Source organism: Pseudomonas taeanensis MS-3, assembly GCF_000498575.2.
Classification (GTDB): domain Bacteria; phylum Pseudomonadota; class Gammaproteobacteria; order Pseudomonadales; family Pseudomonadaceae; genus Aquipseudomonas; species Aquipseudomonas taeanensis.
In genome coordinates, this window is record NZ_AWSQ01000006.1 from 73,346 (window position 1) to 88,187 (window position 14,842).

The following is a 14,842-nucleotide window of genomic DNA, read 5'->3' on the forward strand; positions in this document are numbered from 1 at the left end:
TTCCTCCCTTTGCCCAGGACATCTCGGCGAGCGCTGAATAGACGTGAATCCACGCTTAGAACCTCAGCCGTCGACTGGCTACTGCATTTTTTGGAGAAGTGGTAATGGCGCAGAATGATTACGAAACGGTAGATGTGGTGCTGGTTGGCGCCGGCATCATGAGCGCGACCCTGGCCGTGCTGATGAAAGAACTAGACCCCAACCTGAAACTGGAAGTCGTCGAGCTGATGGCATCCGGGGCAATCGAAAGCTCCTACCCCTGGAATAATGCGGGCACCGGACACGCCGGCTTGTGTGAGCTGAACTACACGCCAGAAGCAAAAGATGGGTCTATCGATATCAAAAAATCGGTCACCATCAACACCCAATTCGAAGAGTCGAAGCAGTTCTGGGCTTACTTGCTGGGAAAAGGCGCCTTCGCTTCACCCAAGTCTTTTATCAGCCCAGTCCCGCACCTGAGCTTCGTTCGCGGCCATGAAGGCATTGCCTTCCTCAAGAAGCGCTTCGCGGCGCTCACCCAGCACCATGCCTTCGCCGCGATGGAATACACCGAAGACCGCGCCACCATGGCTGAATGGATGCCGCTGATGATGCCGGGCCGCGACCCGAACGAGCCGGTCGCTGCCACCCGTGTGCTGGACGGCACGGACGTCAACTTTGGCGCCCTGACCACACAACTGCTGGACTACTTGCGCAATCAGCCGAATGCCAAGGTCAAGTGCAGCCAGAAGGTCGTTGGCCTCAAGCGCAACGACCAAGGCTGGCGCGTCAGCATCAAGGACCAGCAAAGCGGCGGTAACCGCGAAATTCAGGCAAAGTTCGTGTTTCTCGGTGCCGGCGGCGGCGCGCTGCCACTGCTGCAAATGTCCGGAATTCCCGAAGGCAAAGGCTACGGCGGCTTCCCGGTCAGTGGTCAGTGGCTACGCTGCGACAACCCGGAAGTGGTCAAGCGTCACCAGGCCAAGGTCTACAGCCAGGCCGAAGTCGGCTCACCGCCCATGTCGGTCCCGCACCTCGATACCCGCGTGGTCGACGGCAAGAAATCCCTGCTGTTCGGACCTTACGCCGGCTTCTCGACCAAGTTTTTGCGCCACGGCTCGTTGCTCGATCTACCGCTGTCGGTTCGTCCCAATAACATCGGCCCGATGCTGGCGGTAGCCCGTGACAACTTCGACCTGACTCGCTACCTGATCAAGGAAGTGATGCAGTCCGAGGAAAAGCGCCTGAACACCCTGCGCAACTTCTATCCGGAACTGAAAGCAGAAGACTGGCGCTTGGAAATGGCCGGCCAGCGCGTGCAGATCATCAAAAAAGACCCCAAGCACGGTGGCATCCTGCAGTTCGGCACCGAACTGGTGGCTGCTCACGACGGCTCGATTGCCGCCCTGCTGGGCGCCTCGCCAGGCGCCTCGGTGACGGTCTCGATCATGCTCGACCTGCTGCGTCGCTGCTTCCCTGAGCAGACTAAGTCCGCACAGTGGAGCCGCAAACTGGATGAAATATTCCCCGCCATGGGTGATGTGCTCGCCGCTGACGCCGAACGCTACCGTGAGGTACAGACGCGCTCGGATACCCTGCTGCAATTGCGGGAGAATGAGCCGGCAATGGCCTGAGTGATTGGTCGCAGCGCATAAAAAAACCGCCCTTCCGGGCGGTTTTTTTATGCATCCAACCCCGTCAGGCGGATGCGCTCAGCGGGTGGAAGCTGAAGTAATGGCGCAATGAGTCGACCATCTCGACATACTCGGCCGACGGCGCAACCAAGGCGAAGCCGGAGTCGAAACTGCCGGGGGTGACATCCTCGCGAGACCATTGGCAGGTGGCGGAAAAATCTATCAGGCGTGGCGCATTCTGCCCCGGCACCTTCAAGCGCATCTCAAAGCGAGCACCGACCAACATCGGTAATTGACTGATCAGCATCAAGCCGTCCAGCGACATGTTGCCGATATAGCCCATCGGCCTGTCGGTGATGCGATTGAACACCTTCAAGTAGTAGGGCAGTTGGTGACGTTCGATTCGGCGCTGAGTATGCATAATGGCAAATCGCTATAGATGACCGTCGAGTATGACCGCACCATCGCACTTCAACCAGTTTCAGGAGCAGCCTTCTGATAGTTGGTCACGCAGCCGTCGACGCGCCGCGTCCAACTCTTCATCACTGTAGTAGCTGCGTTCGCCATTCGCTTCGGAACGAAAATAACGGCGCCCTTCCGGCATCCGCGCGAGCGCGTTGCGCAGCTCATTACATTTCTGAGCCCGTGTATGTTGCCGCTCAGCAGACTCGGCCGAAGCCTGCGCCTGCTCTTGTCGGCGCGCCTCATAGAAGCGTGCGCTACGCGCCTGGCGCTCGCGAGTGGCGGCGTCGCGCTCGACCACCTGTGGCTTGACCTCAACCTGTTCGGCCCCTGCTCCAGTTGGACGCTGACCGAAATGCACCTGGCCATTGGCATCGACCCAGCGATAAATATCCGCTACCGCCAACCCCGACAGCAGCAACAGACAACTTAACCACAACCGCATGCGTTTCCTCCCTGAATAGAACCCAAGCGTAGTCTTCAGCCGACAGCCCGCCAGCGCTCCTATTATCAGCGGTCACAGCGCCGTAGCGGAGCTGTTGACCGGGCCTGCAGGGTTGTAATGACCAAGCTGGCGCAAGGTTTCCAGGCGGGCGCGGGCGCGGAATCCATACTCGCTGGCCGGGTAACGATTGATGATGAACTGATAGGTCTGCGCGGCGTCGACGTACAGGTTCTGACGCTCCAGACACAGGCCACGCAACAAGGAAATCTCCGGCTGCAGGTAGCTGCGCGAACGACTCTTGCGTTCGGCCTGGGACAACTCGAGCATCACCTGCTCGCACTGCCCCTCATCGTAGGCTCGGTAGGCACTATTCAAATGGTGGTCGAGCGACCAGCGGGTACAGCCTACGGCGCTCAGCGCCAGGGTCAAAATCAACAGGGTTCGCATGGGTCTCTCCTCCAATCACCACTGTATCGACTGGCGCCTGAAAATCTACAGAAGAGTAAACATGCCAGCCACGGATTGGCAGGACACCAGACTCGGCTCGACTCACTGGGCTCGCGTAACCAACGCTCAACGCCGCACTCTTATGTGCGCAAAGGGCACGGCTAAGGATGACGCTGCGCTGAATCTTTTCCGCCTGCGTGCAACCCGCGACCGACACGCAGGCCAAATGCCTGGCGGTTATCGCGAGCAAGGCACCGCTCACCGGTAAAGCACCAAGGATTAGGTAGTGCAGAGGAACAATGACTACAGGTTGACTGCATAGTAGCCTCGCCGTCAGTCCAACTCAGGAGCCTGCGCATGACCTTCCGCCGCACCAAGATCGTCGCCACCCTCGGCCCATCCAGCAACTCACCCGAAGTTCTCGAACAACTGATTATCGCGGGTCTGGATGTGGCCCGCCTGAACTTTTCCCATGGCTCGCCGGATGAACACAAGGCCCGCGCCAAACTGGTTCGCGAACTGGCCGCCAAGCATGGCCGGCACGTCGCCCTGCTCGGCGACCTGCAAGGACCGAAGATTCGTATCGCCAAATTCGCCCACAAGCGTATTGAGCTGAAAGTCGGCGACCGCTTCACCTTCTCCACCAGCCACCCACTGAACGCAGGCACCCAGGACATCGTCGGCATCGACTACCCGGACCTGGTGAAAGACTGTGGCGTCGGTGACGAACTGCTGCTCGACGATGGCCGTGTGGTCATGCGCGTGGACAGCGCCAGCGCCGATGCCTTGCACTGCTCGGTACTGATCGGCGGCCCGCTGTCCGACCACAAGGGTATAAATCGTCGGGGCGGCGGTCTGACCGCGCCGGCGCTGACTGAAAAAGACAAGGTCGATATCAAGCTGGCCGCCGAGATGGAACTGGACTACCTCGCGGTGTCCTTCCCACGTGACGCCGAGGACATGCACTACGCTCGCCGCTTGCGTGACGAGGCCGGCGGTACGGCCTGGTTGGTCGCCAAGATCGAACGGGCCGAAGCCGTGGCCGACGACGAGACCCTCGATGGCCTGATCCGCGCCAGTGATGCGGTGATGGTGGCGCGCGGCGACCTCGGTGTGGAAATCGGCGACGCCGAGCTGTGCGGTATTCAGAAGAAGATCATTCTGCACGCACGCCGCCACAACAAGGCGGTGATCACCGCAACGCAGATGATGGAGTCGATGATCCAGAATCCAATGCCTACCCGCGCCGAAGTCTCCGACGTGGCCAACGCCGTGCTCGACTACACCGATGCGGTGATGCTCTCGGCGGAAAGCGCCGCCGGTGCCTACCCACTCGAGGCGGTGCAGGCGATGGCGCGGATCTGCATCGGCGCCGAAAAGCACCCGACCAGCAAAGCCTCCAGCCACCGCATGGGGACGACCTTCGAACGCTGTGACGAAAGTATTGCCCTGGCGGCCATGTACACCGCCAACCACTTCCCGGGCGTCAAAGCGATCATCGCCCTGACCGAAAGTGGTTACACGCCCTTGATCATGTCGCGGATTCGCTCTTCCGTGCCGATCTACGCCTTCTCCCCGCACCGTGCCACCCAGGCCCGCGCGGCCATGTTCCGTGGGGTCTACACCGTGCCGTTCGATCCGGCGGCCCTGCCTCCGGAACAAGTCAGCCAGGCTGCGGTGGACGAACTGCTCAAGCGGGGCGTGGTGCAGCCAGGCGACTGGGTGATTCTGACCAAGGGCGACAGCTACCACACCATCGGTGGCACCAACGGCATGAAGATCCTGCATGTCGGTGAAGCACTGGTGTAAATAGCAGACCGGCAGCACTTAAGCCGAGCACAGTGCCAGCGTCTACTGCAAAGCTGTAGGCGCCTGCTTGCTGGTGATGCTTGTTGACTGGCACCGGATCGCCAGCAAGCTGGCTCCTACAACATGGCTTCAATCGAGACGTAGCCCGGATGCAATCCGGGAGCAGTTGGGGGCTTACCGATGTTCCCGGATTGCATCCGGGCTACAGGAAAAAGGCCGCTCACTCGAGCGGCCTTTCTTTATCCATGTACTGTGCATTGGCGCTCAGGCGAATTTGGAGAAATCCGCCGGGCGGCGCTGCATAAAGGCGCTCAAGGCCTCGATGGCTTCCGGCGAGCGCAGGCGCTGACCGAATAGCACGCCCTCCTCCTCGATCACCCGGCGCAATTCTTCACGCCCCGGCGCGCGCAGCAAACGCTTGCTATCGGCCACCGCAGACGGCGCCAGTTGCTGGAAACGCAAGGCCATCTCGCGCGCCTTGGCCAAGGTCTCGGCACCGTTGGCCAACGCCTGGTTGGCAATACCCCAGGCCACCGCCTGCTCACCCCGGAACGACTCACCGAGCAACAACAGCTCGGCTGCCTTGGCCTGCCCAAGCAAGCGCGGCAAGATCAGACTGGAACCGAACTCCGGACACAGTCCCAGGCTGACGAAGGGCATTTTCAACACGGCGTCGCGACTGACATAGACCAGATCACAATGCAGCAACAGGGTGGTGCCGATGCCCACTGCCGGACCGCTGACGGCGGCAACCACTGGCTTGCTGAATTCGAACAGCGTGCGCATGAACTGAAACACCGGACTGTCCTGGCTCGTAGGCGGGGCCTGGAGGAAGTCGGCGACATCGTTACCGCTGGTGAAACACGCGTCCCCCCCGGTTATCAGCAGCGCGCGAACGCTCGGGTCGGCGTCGGCCTGCTGCAGCACTTCGGTCATGCTGCTGTACATCGCGCGGGTCAGGGCATTCTTCTTGTCCAAACGGTTCAGACGCAGGGTCAACAGTCCCTCTTCACGCTCAACCAGTACATGCTCGCTCATCAACTCGTCCTCAAGGTACGCCGCCCACTGACACCTTGATTAGGCGTGCGGCAGAAACAGGTCGGCAAACACTTGGTTACGCGGCAAGCCAGCCAGATACAGGCGCCGCGCAAAAGTTTCGACACTGCTGGGGTGGCCGCAGAGTAAAGCGAGGGTTTGCCGGGAAGCAAGGCGTAGTTCGGCCAAAGCCGCTGGCAACTCGGCCGCACTGAGCAGCTCAATCTGAACGTGGGGATGATCGGCCGCCAACGCCATCAGCGTATCAGCCAGGTAGTGTTCGGCCCGATCATGGGCCAGGTGAATAACCCGAATTGAACCTTGGTGATCTTGCCGCAGCGCCTCACGCAGCACCCCATAGAGTGGCGCCAAGCCCGTACCTGCGGCTAATAGCCAGAGCGGTCGCGCCTGCCAATCAGGATCATAATGCAGTGCACCACCGCGCAACTCACCGAGGCGCAAACGCTCACCAGGGCTGAACGCCCGCGCCTCATCACTGAACGCGCCCTGTTCGCGACAATCCAGATGGAACTCCAGCCAAGGATCTTCTCCGGGCAGACTGGCCAACGAATAAGGTCGCGCCACGCCATTCGGCGACCACAACACCAGATGCTGACCGGCGCTATAGCGCAACGGCTGTTCCGGGATCAGGCGCAGTCGCAGCACGTTGGCACTGAGCCAGTCCGTCGCCTCGACCCGAGCGGGTCGACCATCACGCACCGGGTCGAAGACCTCGACCTGCAAATCATCGACCATTCGACACTGGCAGGCCAGGCGCCAGCCCTGGTCCCGGAGCAGTCCACTGAGCGCCTCTGGCTTGGCATCCAACGGCTCACCGTGTACGCAACGGACCAGACAGGCATGGCAACTGCCTGCGCGGCAACTATAGGGCACGCCAACGCCGCCGCGATGCAGGGCATCCAGTAAGTTACTCATGGGCTCGACGGCTAGCCTTAGCTCACCTACCGAGAGTTCAGGCATCGGCATTCGCCCAGGTCGCAGCACAACGGTTACGCCCGCTGCGCTTGGCTTGGTAGAGTGCCTGGTCGGCGCGGTGCAGCGCCTCATCCAGATCATCGTGCATATTCAGTAACGTCATTCCGACCGACAAACTCAGATTATCCACCTTAACGCCCAGCGGTTCAGCCCGGTTAAACGCTTCACGCAAACGTTCGCAGCACGCGGTGAACTGATCCTCGTCGGTATTGGGCAGTAACAGCACGAATTCCTCGCCACCGTAGCGGGCGATGATGTCGCCATCGCGCATGCAGGCCCGCGCTACACCGGCGAATGTCTGCAGCACGCGATCACCTGCGGCATGCCCATGAGCATCGTTGACCCGTTTGAAATGATCCAGGTCGATCAGCGCCAATCCATGTCGCCGCCCCGCGCGGAGACTGTCTAGCTCATGACTGGCCAGACGCAAAAAATGCCGGCGATTGAACAGCCCGGTCAACTCGTCAGTCGCCGCCAGGTCTTCAAGTTGGCGCATCATCCCGCGCAAGGTGTCCTGATGCGCCTGCAAGGCAAAGCGTCGTTGGCGCATGCGCTGACGCATGCTTTGTACATAACTGGCGAACAGGCTCAACCAGAGCAGCACGGCGGCCAGGGCACTCACTTGCAAGATTCGCAGACCCGAATCACTCGACGGGAATAAATAGGCTTCGTAGAGATTGAGCCCGGCAAATCCGAAGAACGCGAATACCGCGCAGCGCACGAAGACTTTGGGCGGAAGCTGGAACACGCCAAACAACAGAATCAGCATGTAGACCACCAGCATGCTGCCGCGCCCTTCCGCGAACATGGCCAACAGCGCCGTCAGCCAGGTCAGGGCCACTAGCACTTGCGGCTCGGTAAGGCTCGGGTCGCTAAAACGCAGATTTTGTCCAGTAAAGAACAAGCCCCAGAACACCAACTGGCTGAGTGTCGCCAACGCGATGAACAACAACCCAGTCAATATGCTGACGTGGAGCAGATCAGCCAGCATCGCCACACCGCATAGCAGTGCAGTCAAGGCGTAAGTCGCCACAGCCATGCCGAAACGCTTCAGCAACAGGCTTTGCAATGTTCGCTTAGTGGCCCGCTGGCGACGTAGGCTCATGGGCTCCTTCCCATACTGGCATCTAGCCGCCACTCTACCTCTGTGATCACAAAATGCCTAGCGAGATAACAGGCCGTTTGACACTTTGCCAGCAACCCCTGAACCAGGTGCAACGCAGCGGATTCTCTGGCAGAGAAGGCACACGAAGGCTTGCGCGAGAGTGAGCGATAAATCGACTGAGCGACCGAGTTTATGCGCGCCAAGTGACCGTTTTATTTACCTAGTTCAGATCTTCAGTGATGCAGGAAGCTGCGCACGCCACTGTGATTTTAGTCATGCGGCCGTTTGTATGAGCTGAGGCGTGAAGGTGGCACTGAGGCTTAAAATAGCCTGTTAAGTAGGGCGATCAGCGGCCAAGGTCGACCGTTGGCGGGTGTCGGCGCTGCTTACTGCGCGCTATACTGCGGCGCCTTTTTTACTGTAACAGCGCGCCGGATTGTGCTCCGACGCCCCTCGCAGTTCCTGCCCGATAAAGGAGCGCCCAGCATGACCGTGATCAAGCAAGACGACCTGATCCAGAGCGTCGCCGACGCCCTGCAGTTCATCTCCTATTACCATCCCGTGGATTTCATCCAGGCCATGCATGAGGCCTACCTCAAGGAAGAATCCCCGGCCGCGCGCGACGCCATGGCGCAGATCCTGATCAACTCGCGCATGTGCGCCACCGGCCACCGCCCGATCTGCCAAGACACCGGCATCGTCACCGTCTTCGTTCGCGTCGGTATGGACGTGCGCTGGGACGGCGCGAGCATGAGCGTCGACGACATGATCAACGAGGGTGTGCGCCGCGCCTACAACCTGCCGGAAAATGTCCTGCGCGCCTCGATCCTGGCCGACCCGGCCGGCGCTCGCAAGAACACCAAGGACAACACCCCGGCGGTGATCCACTACTCCATCGTGCCCGGTGACAAGGTCGAGGTGGACGTCGCGGCCAAGGGCGGCGGCTCCGAGAACAAGTCGAAGATGGCCATGCTCAACCCCTCCGACTCCATCGTCGACTGGGTGCTGAAAACCGTACCGACCATGGGCGCCGGCTGGTGCCCACCGGGCATGCTCGGCATCGGCATCGGCGGCACCGCCGAGAAAGCCGCAGTGATGGCCAAGGAAGTATTGATGGACTCCATCGACATCCACGAGCTCAAGGCGCGCGGCCCGCAGAATCGCATCGAAGAACTACGTCTGGAGCTGTTCGACAAGGTCAACCAGCTGGGCATCGGTGCCCAGGGTTTGGGCGGTCTGACCACGGTGCTCGACGTGAAGATCATGGACTACCCGACCCACGCCGCCTCCCTGCCGGTGTGCATGATCCCCAACTGCGCCGCCACCCGCCACGCCCACTTCGTGCTGGACGGCAACGGTCCGGCCGAGCTGGAAGCACCCTCGCTGGACGCCTACCCGGAAATCGTCTGGGAAGCTGGCCCGTCAGCTCGCCGTGTCAACCTCGACACCCTGACCCCTGAAGACGTGCAGAGCTGGAAGCCGGGCGAAACCGTGTTGCTCAACGGCAAGATGCTCACCGGCCGCGACGCCGCGCACAAGCGCATGGTCGAGATGCTCAACAAGGGCGAGCAGTTGCCGGTTGACCTCAAGGGCCGCTTTATCTATTACGTCGGTCCAGTCGATCCGGTCGGTGACGAAGTGGTCGGCCCAGCCGGTCCAACCACAGCCACGCGGATGGACAAGTTCACCCGACAAATCCTCGAAAGCACTGGCCTACTGGGCATGATTGGCAAATCCGAGCGCGGCCCGATCGCCATTGAGGCGATCAAGGACAACAAGGCCGTGTACCTGATGGCCGTCGGCGGCGCCGCTTACCTGGTGGCCCAGGCCATCAAGAAGTCCAAGGTGCTGGCCTTCGAGGAAATGGGCATGGAGGCCATCTACGAGTTCGAGGTCAAGGACATGCCGGTGACCGTAGCGGTCGACACCAAAGGCGAGTCGGTGCATACCACCGGTCCGGCGATCTGGAACAAGAAGATCGCCGAAAGCCTGGCCGTTGAAGTGAAGTAAGCGCTGCATCGCAGCACCCAAGAAGCCCGGCCCAGTGCCGGGCTTCTGCGTTTATGGCCGTGCGCGATAGCCATCCACAACCTCATCACCAGGTTGCACTCTGAGCAGGTGAGCCTGACCCATGCTGGACCTCGGCCCCGTACAGAGCCTGCACCTCAGGGATCGTTCGCTATACTGCCTGGGTTACTCGCCGAAGCGCTGCCAACTGCGAGTGTGGTGCGGAGTTACCGTCAACACTGAGCACACAGAGGGACAGTCATCGACTGAGCGCTGGCTGCCAGTCAACCTCGGCTCGATTCCCTCCAGCTCCGGAGGCTGCCGAATGAGCTTGCCCAATTTGCTGAGCCTAGCGCGCGCCCTGGCAATGCTGTGTCTGACATTGTTCGCCAGCGCCTGCAACTCGTTACCGACTATCGTGCCCGACATGGTGCCCAGCAAGGGCGAACCGGTGCAGCTTGATGGCACGCACGGGCCGCTCTCAGCCGAGCGCAGCAAAGCCATCCTCGACCGACTCTCTGCCGGTGGTGACGAGACCAACATTTTCGATCTGCATCTGGCGGTCGAAGAAGCGATCGTCGGCAGCCCTCTGAGCGCAGGCAACAAGGTCGAGCTGCTGCAGGACGGCCCCAACACCTATAAGGCGATGCTAGCCGCCATAACCGCAGCGACAGACCATATCAACATGGAAACCTTCATCCTCGAAGACGATGAGATTGGGCAACGCTTCGCGGCGGAGCTGATCGTAAAACAGCAGGAAGGCGTGCAGGTCAACCTGATGTACGACAGCGTGGGCACCCTCGGCACACCCAAGGCTTTTTTCAAGGAGCTCGCCGATGGCGGGGTCGATCTGCTGGAGTTCAACCCGGTCAATCCGGTGACTGCCAAGGCCGGCTGGGAGGTGAACCAGCGCGATCATCGCAAGTTGCTGATCGTCGACGGGCGCATTGCCTTCCTCGGTGGCGTCAACATCAGCAGCGTCTATTCGGGTGGGTCGCTCAGCCAGAGCAGCAAGGTACGCCCCGGCGGCGAACTGCCCTGGCGCGATACCCACCTGCAAGTTGAAGGCCCCGTGGTGGCCGAACTGCAACAACTGTTTATCGACACCTGGATCCAGCAGAAGGGCGAACCACTCATCCCACGTAATTACCTGCCCCTGCTGGAGCCGAAAGGTAACGAAGTGGTGCGTGCCATCGGCAGCTCGCCGGAAGAACCTTACAGCCTGATCTACGCCACACTGATCTCCGCACTGCGTAGCGCGCAGAGCGAAATCTGGTTGACTAACGCCTACTTCGTCCCCGACCCACAACTGCTAACCACTCTTAAGGAAGCCGTGGCGCGAGGTGTCGATGTGCGACTGGTGCTGCCCAGCAGCACCGATTCGTGGCTGGTATTCCACGCCAGCCGGTCCAACTTCAGCGAACTACTGGAAGCAGGAGTCAAACTGTACGAACGCCGCGGCGCATTGCTGCATGTAAAAACCGCCGTGATCGACGGAGTGTGGTCCACGGTCGGCTCGACCAATCTCGACTGGCGCAGCTTCCTGCATAACTACGAGGTCAACGCCGTGGTGCTCGGCAACGACTTCGGCGAACAGATGCGGGCCGCATTCAAGGCCGACCAGGCCAACTCGAGTGAGATCACCTTGGAACAATGGCGACGCCGCTCAATCCTGATGAGAGCCAAGGAGTTGATCGCGCAGCTATGGGAATACTGGTTGTGACACGCGCACAGCATAAGCAGCAGATACCACCAAGATGAAAGTCGCTGCGGTGTGTCTCAGTGGTTTTCCCAGGTGGCTGCGGGTAACCCTGCTCTGCACGCTGGCTGCCCTGCCGCAGCTCCAAACGCAGGCACAGGCTCAGGACGCGGCAACACTGAGGTCGCACTACACTCGCTTACGCGAACAATTGACCCACAACCAGTTCCAGCGTCCGCTCTACCTTGAGTCGGACGAGGCCTCTGGCGAGCTCAGCGGCAATATCTATGCACTGCTCGAGCAACCCTATGCCGAGGTCGGCCCGGCACTCCAGGGCACTGACCACTGGTGCGACATTCTGATCCTGCACTTGAACGTGAAGAGCTGCCGTACCTCCACAGCCAAGGCCGACGACAGACTGAGCCTCAGCATCGGCCGCAAGTCCGACCAGCCACTGGACGAGGCCTACCCGGTCGAGTTCCGCTATGAGCGGGTGACCGCCAGTCCCGACTACCTGCAACTGATGCTCAAGGCCGCCGAGGGACCACTAGGCACCAGCCACTACCGCATAGCGCTGGAAGTGGTGGCGCTGGATAACGAACGCAGTTTCCTTCACCTGTCGTACGCATACGCTTACGGCATGGCCGCCAACGTGGCGATGCAGGGCTACCTGGCGACGATCGGGCGCAACAAGGTGGGATTCAGCGTCGTCGACCACACGGACGACGGCCAGCCCATCTATATAGGCGGCATGCGTGGGGTAGTCGAACGCAACACCATGCGTTATTTCCTGGCGATCGAGGCTTACCTGGGCGCGCTGACGACAGCGCCGCAGGAACGACTCGAAAAACGCCTGAATGACTGGTTTACCGGCATCGAACGCTATCCGCGCCAACTGCACGAACTCGAGCGCGACGAATACCTCGACATGAAGCACAAGGAAATTCAGCGCCAGCAGGCACTGGAGTCTGCCGACCAGCCGAATTGAGTTGCGCGGGCACTCCGGTGCCCCCAGCGGCCCTTGAACTGGCAACGCCTCAGCCAATCTCCGAACAACCCGCGCGGCACTTGCCCGTACAGGACGCAGCCATGCTCTCAGGCACAGAGCGAAACCGTCAGCTCAGGCACTCTCTCGGCCAATCAGAAGCAGGCCACCTTCATAGTGGACCGTTCCCAGCCATGCACCGCGCACGCTAGAAGAGCGTATTGCCCTGATCGAGGCTCTGGTCCACCAGCCATTTACCGTGGGCGATGGAAGAGCGCTGCGCACTCTCCAGCTCGGCCAGGAATGCATATTGGATGGGCAGTGCTATGCGCTTGGTGGTGCGGCCGTCGGGCGTGGTGATATGGCAGCCACCCGCCCAGGGAGTGGGAATGCCTGGATGTTCCACTACGTCCGCAGTGATGGTGTAATCGCGGTGAACACATTCTTTCATGCTCATGAGATCAACCTCTCTGTTGAACTAGCTTGATCAGGCCTGTTTGCCGATGACTCGATCAACACTGACCTGATGGTTCGACACCGGTATTGCAACTGCCTAGCTGCACCGGAGCATCGTGTTTACGCTGTTTTTTCACGATATAGCACATATCCAGCCCCTTGCCGTCGTAACCGACGAAGGACACCCCGGCCTGGCCAGTGGCCGTGTGTTCAATCCGCTCGACGAATCGCCAAGCGGCCCGCGGCAAACTGCACCGGCCAGTCACGCCGAGTGAACACCTGCCCCTGTTCACGCAGACCGCGCACTTGCTGCAGATCCAGCTCGCAGATTAGCCACTGGCTAGTGGTGGGACTGAGTTCGGCGCTTTCGCCGAGTATGCCGTTGGCCGGCATGCCGTAATCCGGGGGCACGTAGAGCCCGGCGCGGCCGATATTCTCATCCAGCGCCGGCGACCAGGGCGCCAGGCCGACGGTAGGCGCCTGCAGCACGGCGATCTGGTTCTCCAGGGCGCGAGCCTGAGCGCCGATGCGCACCCGATGAAAACCCGCCTCGGTGTCGGTGCAACTGGGCGCCAGAATCAGGTCGACGCCGGCCTCGGCCAAGCTATTGGCCAACATGGGGAATTCGTTGTCGTAGCAGATCAGGATGCCCAGCTTGCCCAGCGCCGTATCGAATACCCGCAGGCCGCTACCGGGCTCGATGTGCCAGTACTCACGCTCGAAGCGGGTCATGATCAATTTGTCCTGGCTACCCAGATTGCCCTCGGGGCCGAACAGCCAGGCGCGGTTGCGGTAACGACCGTCACCGTCCAGCACCGGCAGCGAACCGGGTTGCAGATAGACGCCCAGGCGCTTGGCCAGCCCTTCACAGAGCTCGCGCCAGGCGGGTAGCAACGGCTGGATACCGGCGATGGAGCCCTGCAGGTCACCGCGCTGCTCGGCCGGCAGCTGCCCGCTGAGTACCAGCCCGGCGTACTCCGGCAACAGCAGCAGTTGCGCGCCTTGCTGCGCGGCCTCTTCGCACAGCTTCGTCAGGTGACGCGCGTAAGCGTCCCAGGTTTCCAGCAGGTCGATGTGATACTGACAGGCGGCGAGTTTGATCACCGGCGAAGCTCCTTGATCCAGAACGACATGGGTTTGGCCGACTCTGCGCTGTCGTCGAGGTCCTGCCAGACGAACTCGGTACGCAGCTCGGGATGATGCTGGTAACCGCGCTTGCTCCAGAAGGCATTCAGCGGCTGATAGGCAGCCGGACGACGCAGATGCTCCTGTGGGCGTTCGACCGCACAGAAGGCGCACCAGTCGAAACGTTCGAGCCTTTGCGCGTACGCTTCACGCTCGCTAAAAAAGCGCACGCCGAGGCCCTGGCCACGGTAAGCGGGCAGCAGCACCGACTCACCGAAATAGAAGATCCGCTGAGGATTCCAGCCACCCTCGACGAAGGGCCGTTTGCATGCATCGGTCTCATCGGCCAACGGCAGACCGGTGGAAGCGCCGACCACCCTGCCCTGCTCCAGCGCCAGAACGAACAGGCTGTCGCGCGACTGCGCGTAGGTGCTTAGGTACTCGGCTTCATAGTCGAGCGAGCCCTCATAGAGGTAGGGAAACTCGCGGAACACGGCGATGCGCAGGCGCGCCAGGTCGTCGATATAGGGGGCGATGGCCGAACCATGCAGCAGGTGGATATCCATAGGGTGGGTCGTTCGGTCGTAGGCAAATGGCGCTGGCGACTAAGCCGGCACGAAAGGGAAAACCTAACATGCCACCCTTCCCTCGATTAACC

At 60.9% G+C, this 14,842-nt stretch carries 14 protein-coding genes; 5 read left to right on the top strand and 9 right to left on the bottom strand.

All coding sequences use genetic code 11. The features are described from left to right. The first annotated feature begins 104 nt into the window (after window positions 1-104). Window positions 105-1,613 carry a malate dehydrogenase (quinone) gene (gene mqo, locus TMS3_RS18240; protein ID WP_025166732.1) on the top strand — a complete coding sequence of 503 codons (1,509 nt, stop codon included), beginning with the start codon at window positions 105-107 and terminating at the stop codon, window positions 1,611-1,613. A gap of 64 nt (window positions 1,614-1,677) precedes the next feature. Here the strand turns inward: mqo and TMS3_RS18245 are convergent, their stop codons facing one another. The 3 genes from TMS3_RS18245 to TMS3_RS18255 all read right to left on the bottom strand — a co-directional run bounded on the left by TMS3_RS18245 (window position 1,678) and on the right by TMS3_RS18255 (window position 2,967). Then, window positions 1,678-2,034: a PilZ domain-containing protein gene (locus TMS3_RS18245; protein ID WP_025166733.1), complete on the bottom strand. Its 357-nt coding sequence runs from the start codon at window positions 2,032-2,034 to the stop codon at window positions 1,678-1,680. Between the two features lie 60 nt (window positions 2,035-2,094). Further along, window positions 2,095-2,520 carry a DUF4124 domain-containing protein gene (locus TMS3_RS18250; protein ID WP_025166734.1) on the bottom strand — a complete coding sequence of 142 codons (426 nt, stop codon included), beginning with the start codon at window positions 2,518-2,520 and terminating at the stop codon, window positions 2,095-2,097. 72 nt (window positions 2,521-2,592) lie between these two features. Next, the gene (locus TMS3_RS18255; RefSeq protein WP_025166735.1) at window positions 2,593-2,967 is read right to left on the bottom strand and encodes a tetratricopeptide repeat protein; all 375 of its coding nucleotides are present in this window, start codon (window positions 2,965-2,967) and stop codon (window positions 2,593-2,595) included. 357 nt (window positions 2,968-3,324) lie between these two features. Here TMS3_RS18255 and pyk point away from each other — a divergent pair, with 357 nt between their 5' ends. Next, entirely contained in the window at window positions 3,325-4,776 is a 1,452-nt protein-coding gene (pyk, locus tag TMS3_RS18260; protein ID WP_025166736.1) for a pyruvate kinase, read from the top strand. Window positions 4,777-5,040: 264 nt separating this feature from the next. On the opposite strand, the gene TMS3_RS18265 is transcribed toward pyk, so the two are convergent. The 3 genes from TMS3_RS18265 to TMS3_RS18275 are packed head-to-tail and all read right to left on the bottom strand — an operon-like array spanning window position 5,041 to window position 7,912. After that, on the bottom strand, window positions 5,041-5,814 hold the full coding sequence (locus TMS3_RS18265; protein WP_025166737.1) for an enoyl-CoA hydratase: 774 nt from the start codon (window positions 5,812-5,814) through the stop codon (window positions 5,041-5,043). A 39-nt stretch (window positions 5,815-5,853) separates the two neighbouring features. Beyond that, window positions 5,854-6,792 carry an iron-sulfur-binding ferredoxin reductase gene (locus TMS3_RS18270; RefSeq protein WP_025166738.1) on the bottom strand — a complete coding sequence of 313 codons (939 nt, stop codon included), beginning with the start codon at window positions 6,790-6,792 and terminating at the stop codon, window positions 5,854-5,856. Beyond that, window positions 6,785-7,912: a GGDEF domain-containing protein gene (locus tag TMS3_RS18275; RefSeq protein ID WP_025166739.1), complete on the bottom strand. Its 1,128-nt coding sequence runs from the start codon at window positions 7,910-7,912 to the stop codon at window positions 6,785-6,787. The genes TMS3_RS18270 and TMS3_RS18275 overlap by 8 nt, the downstream gene beginning before the upstream one ends. 486 nt (window positions 7,913-8,398) lie before the next feature. Between TMS3_RS18275 and TMS3_RS18280 the strand changes: the two genes are divergently transcribed. The 3 genes from TMS3_RS18280 to TMS3_RS18290 all read left to right on the top strand — a co-directional run bounded on the left by TMS3_RS18280 (window position 8,399) and on the right by TMS3_RS18290 (window position 12,606). After that, a complete protein-coding gene (locus TMS3_RS18280; RefSeq protein WP_025166740.1) occupies window positions 8,399-9,922 on the top strand; it encodes a fumarate hydratase in 1,524 nt (507 codons plus the stop codon). A 322-nt stretch (window positions 9,923-10,244) separates the two neighbouring features. Next, entirely contained in the window at window positions 10,245-11,642 is a 1,398-nt protein-coding gene (gene cls, locus TMS3_RS18285) for a cardiolipin synthase (protein ID WP_025166741.1), read from the top strand. Window positions 11,643-11,676: 34 nt separating this feature from the next. Next, window positions 11,677-12,606 carry a hypothetical protein gene (locus TMS3_RS18290; protein WP_025166742.1) on the top strand — a complete coding sequence of 310 codons (930 nt, stop codon included), beginning with the start codon at window positions 11,677-11,679 and terminating at the stop codon, window positions 12,604-12,606. A gap of 205 nt (window positions 12,607-12,811) precedes the next feature. Here TMS3_RS18290 and TMS3_RS18295 read toward each other — a convergent pair whose 3' ends face one another. From TMS3_RS18295 to TMS3_RS18305, 3 genes are all read right to left on the bottom strand, one after another. After that, a complete protein-coding gene (locus tag TMS3_RS18295; RefSeq protein WP_025166743.1) occupies window positions 12,812-13,060 on the bottom strand; it encodes a hypothetical protein in 249 nt (82 codons plus the stop codon). A gap of 209 nt (window positions 13,061-13,269) precedes the next feature. Beyond that, window positions 13,270-14,163, bottom strand: a complete 894-nt coding sequence (locus TMS3_RS18300; protein ID WP_025166744.1) for a carbon-nitrogen hydrolase family protein — start codon at window positions 14,161-14,163, stop codon at window positions 13,270-13,272. Continuing rightward, window positions 14,160-14,750 carry a GNAT family N-acetyltransferase gene (locus TMS3_RS18305; RefSeq protein ID WP_025166745.1) on the bottom strand — a complete coding sequence of 197 codons (591 nt, stop codon included), beginning with the start codon at window positions 14,748-14,750 and terminating at the stop codon, window positions 14,160-14,162. Before TMS3_RS18305 ends, TMS3_RS18300 begins: the two co-directional genes overlap by 4 nt. Window positions 14,751-14,842 lie beyond the last annotated feature (92 nt).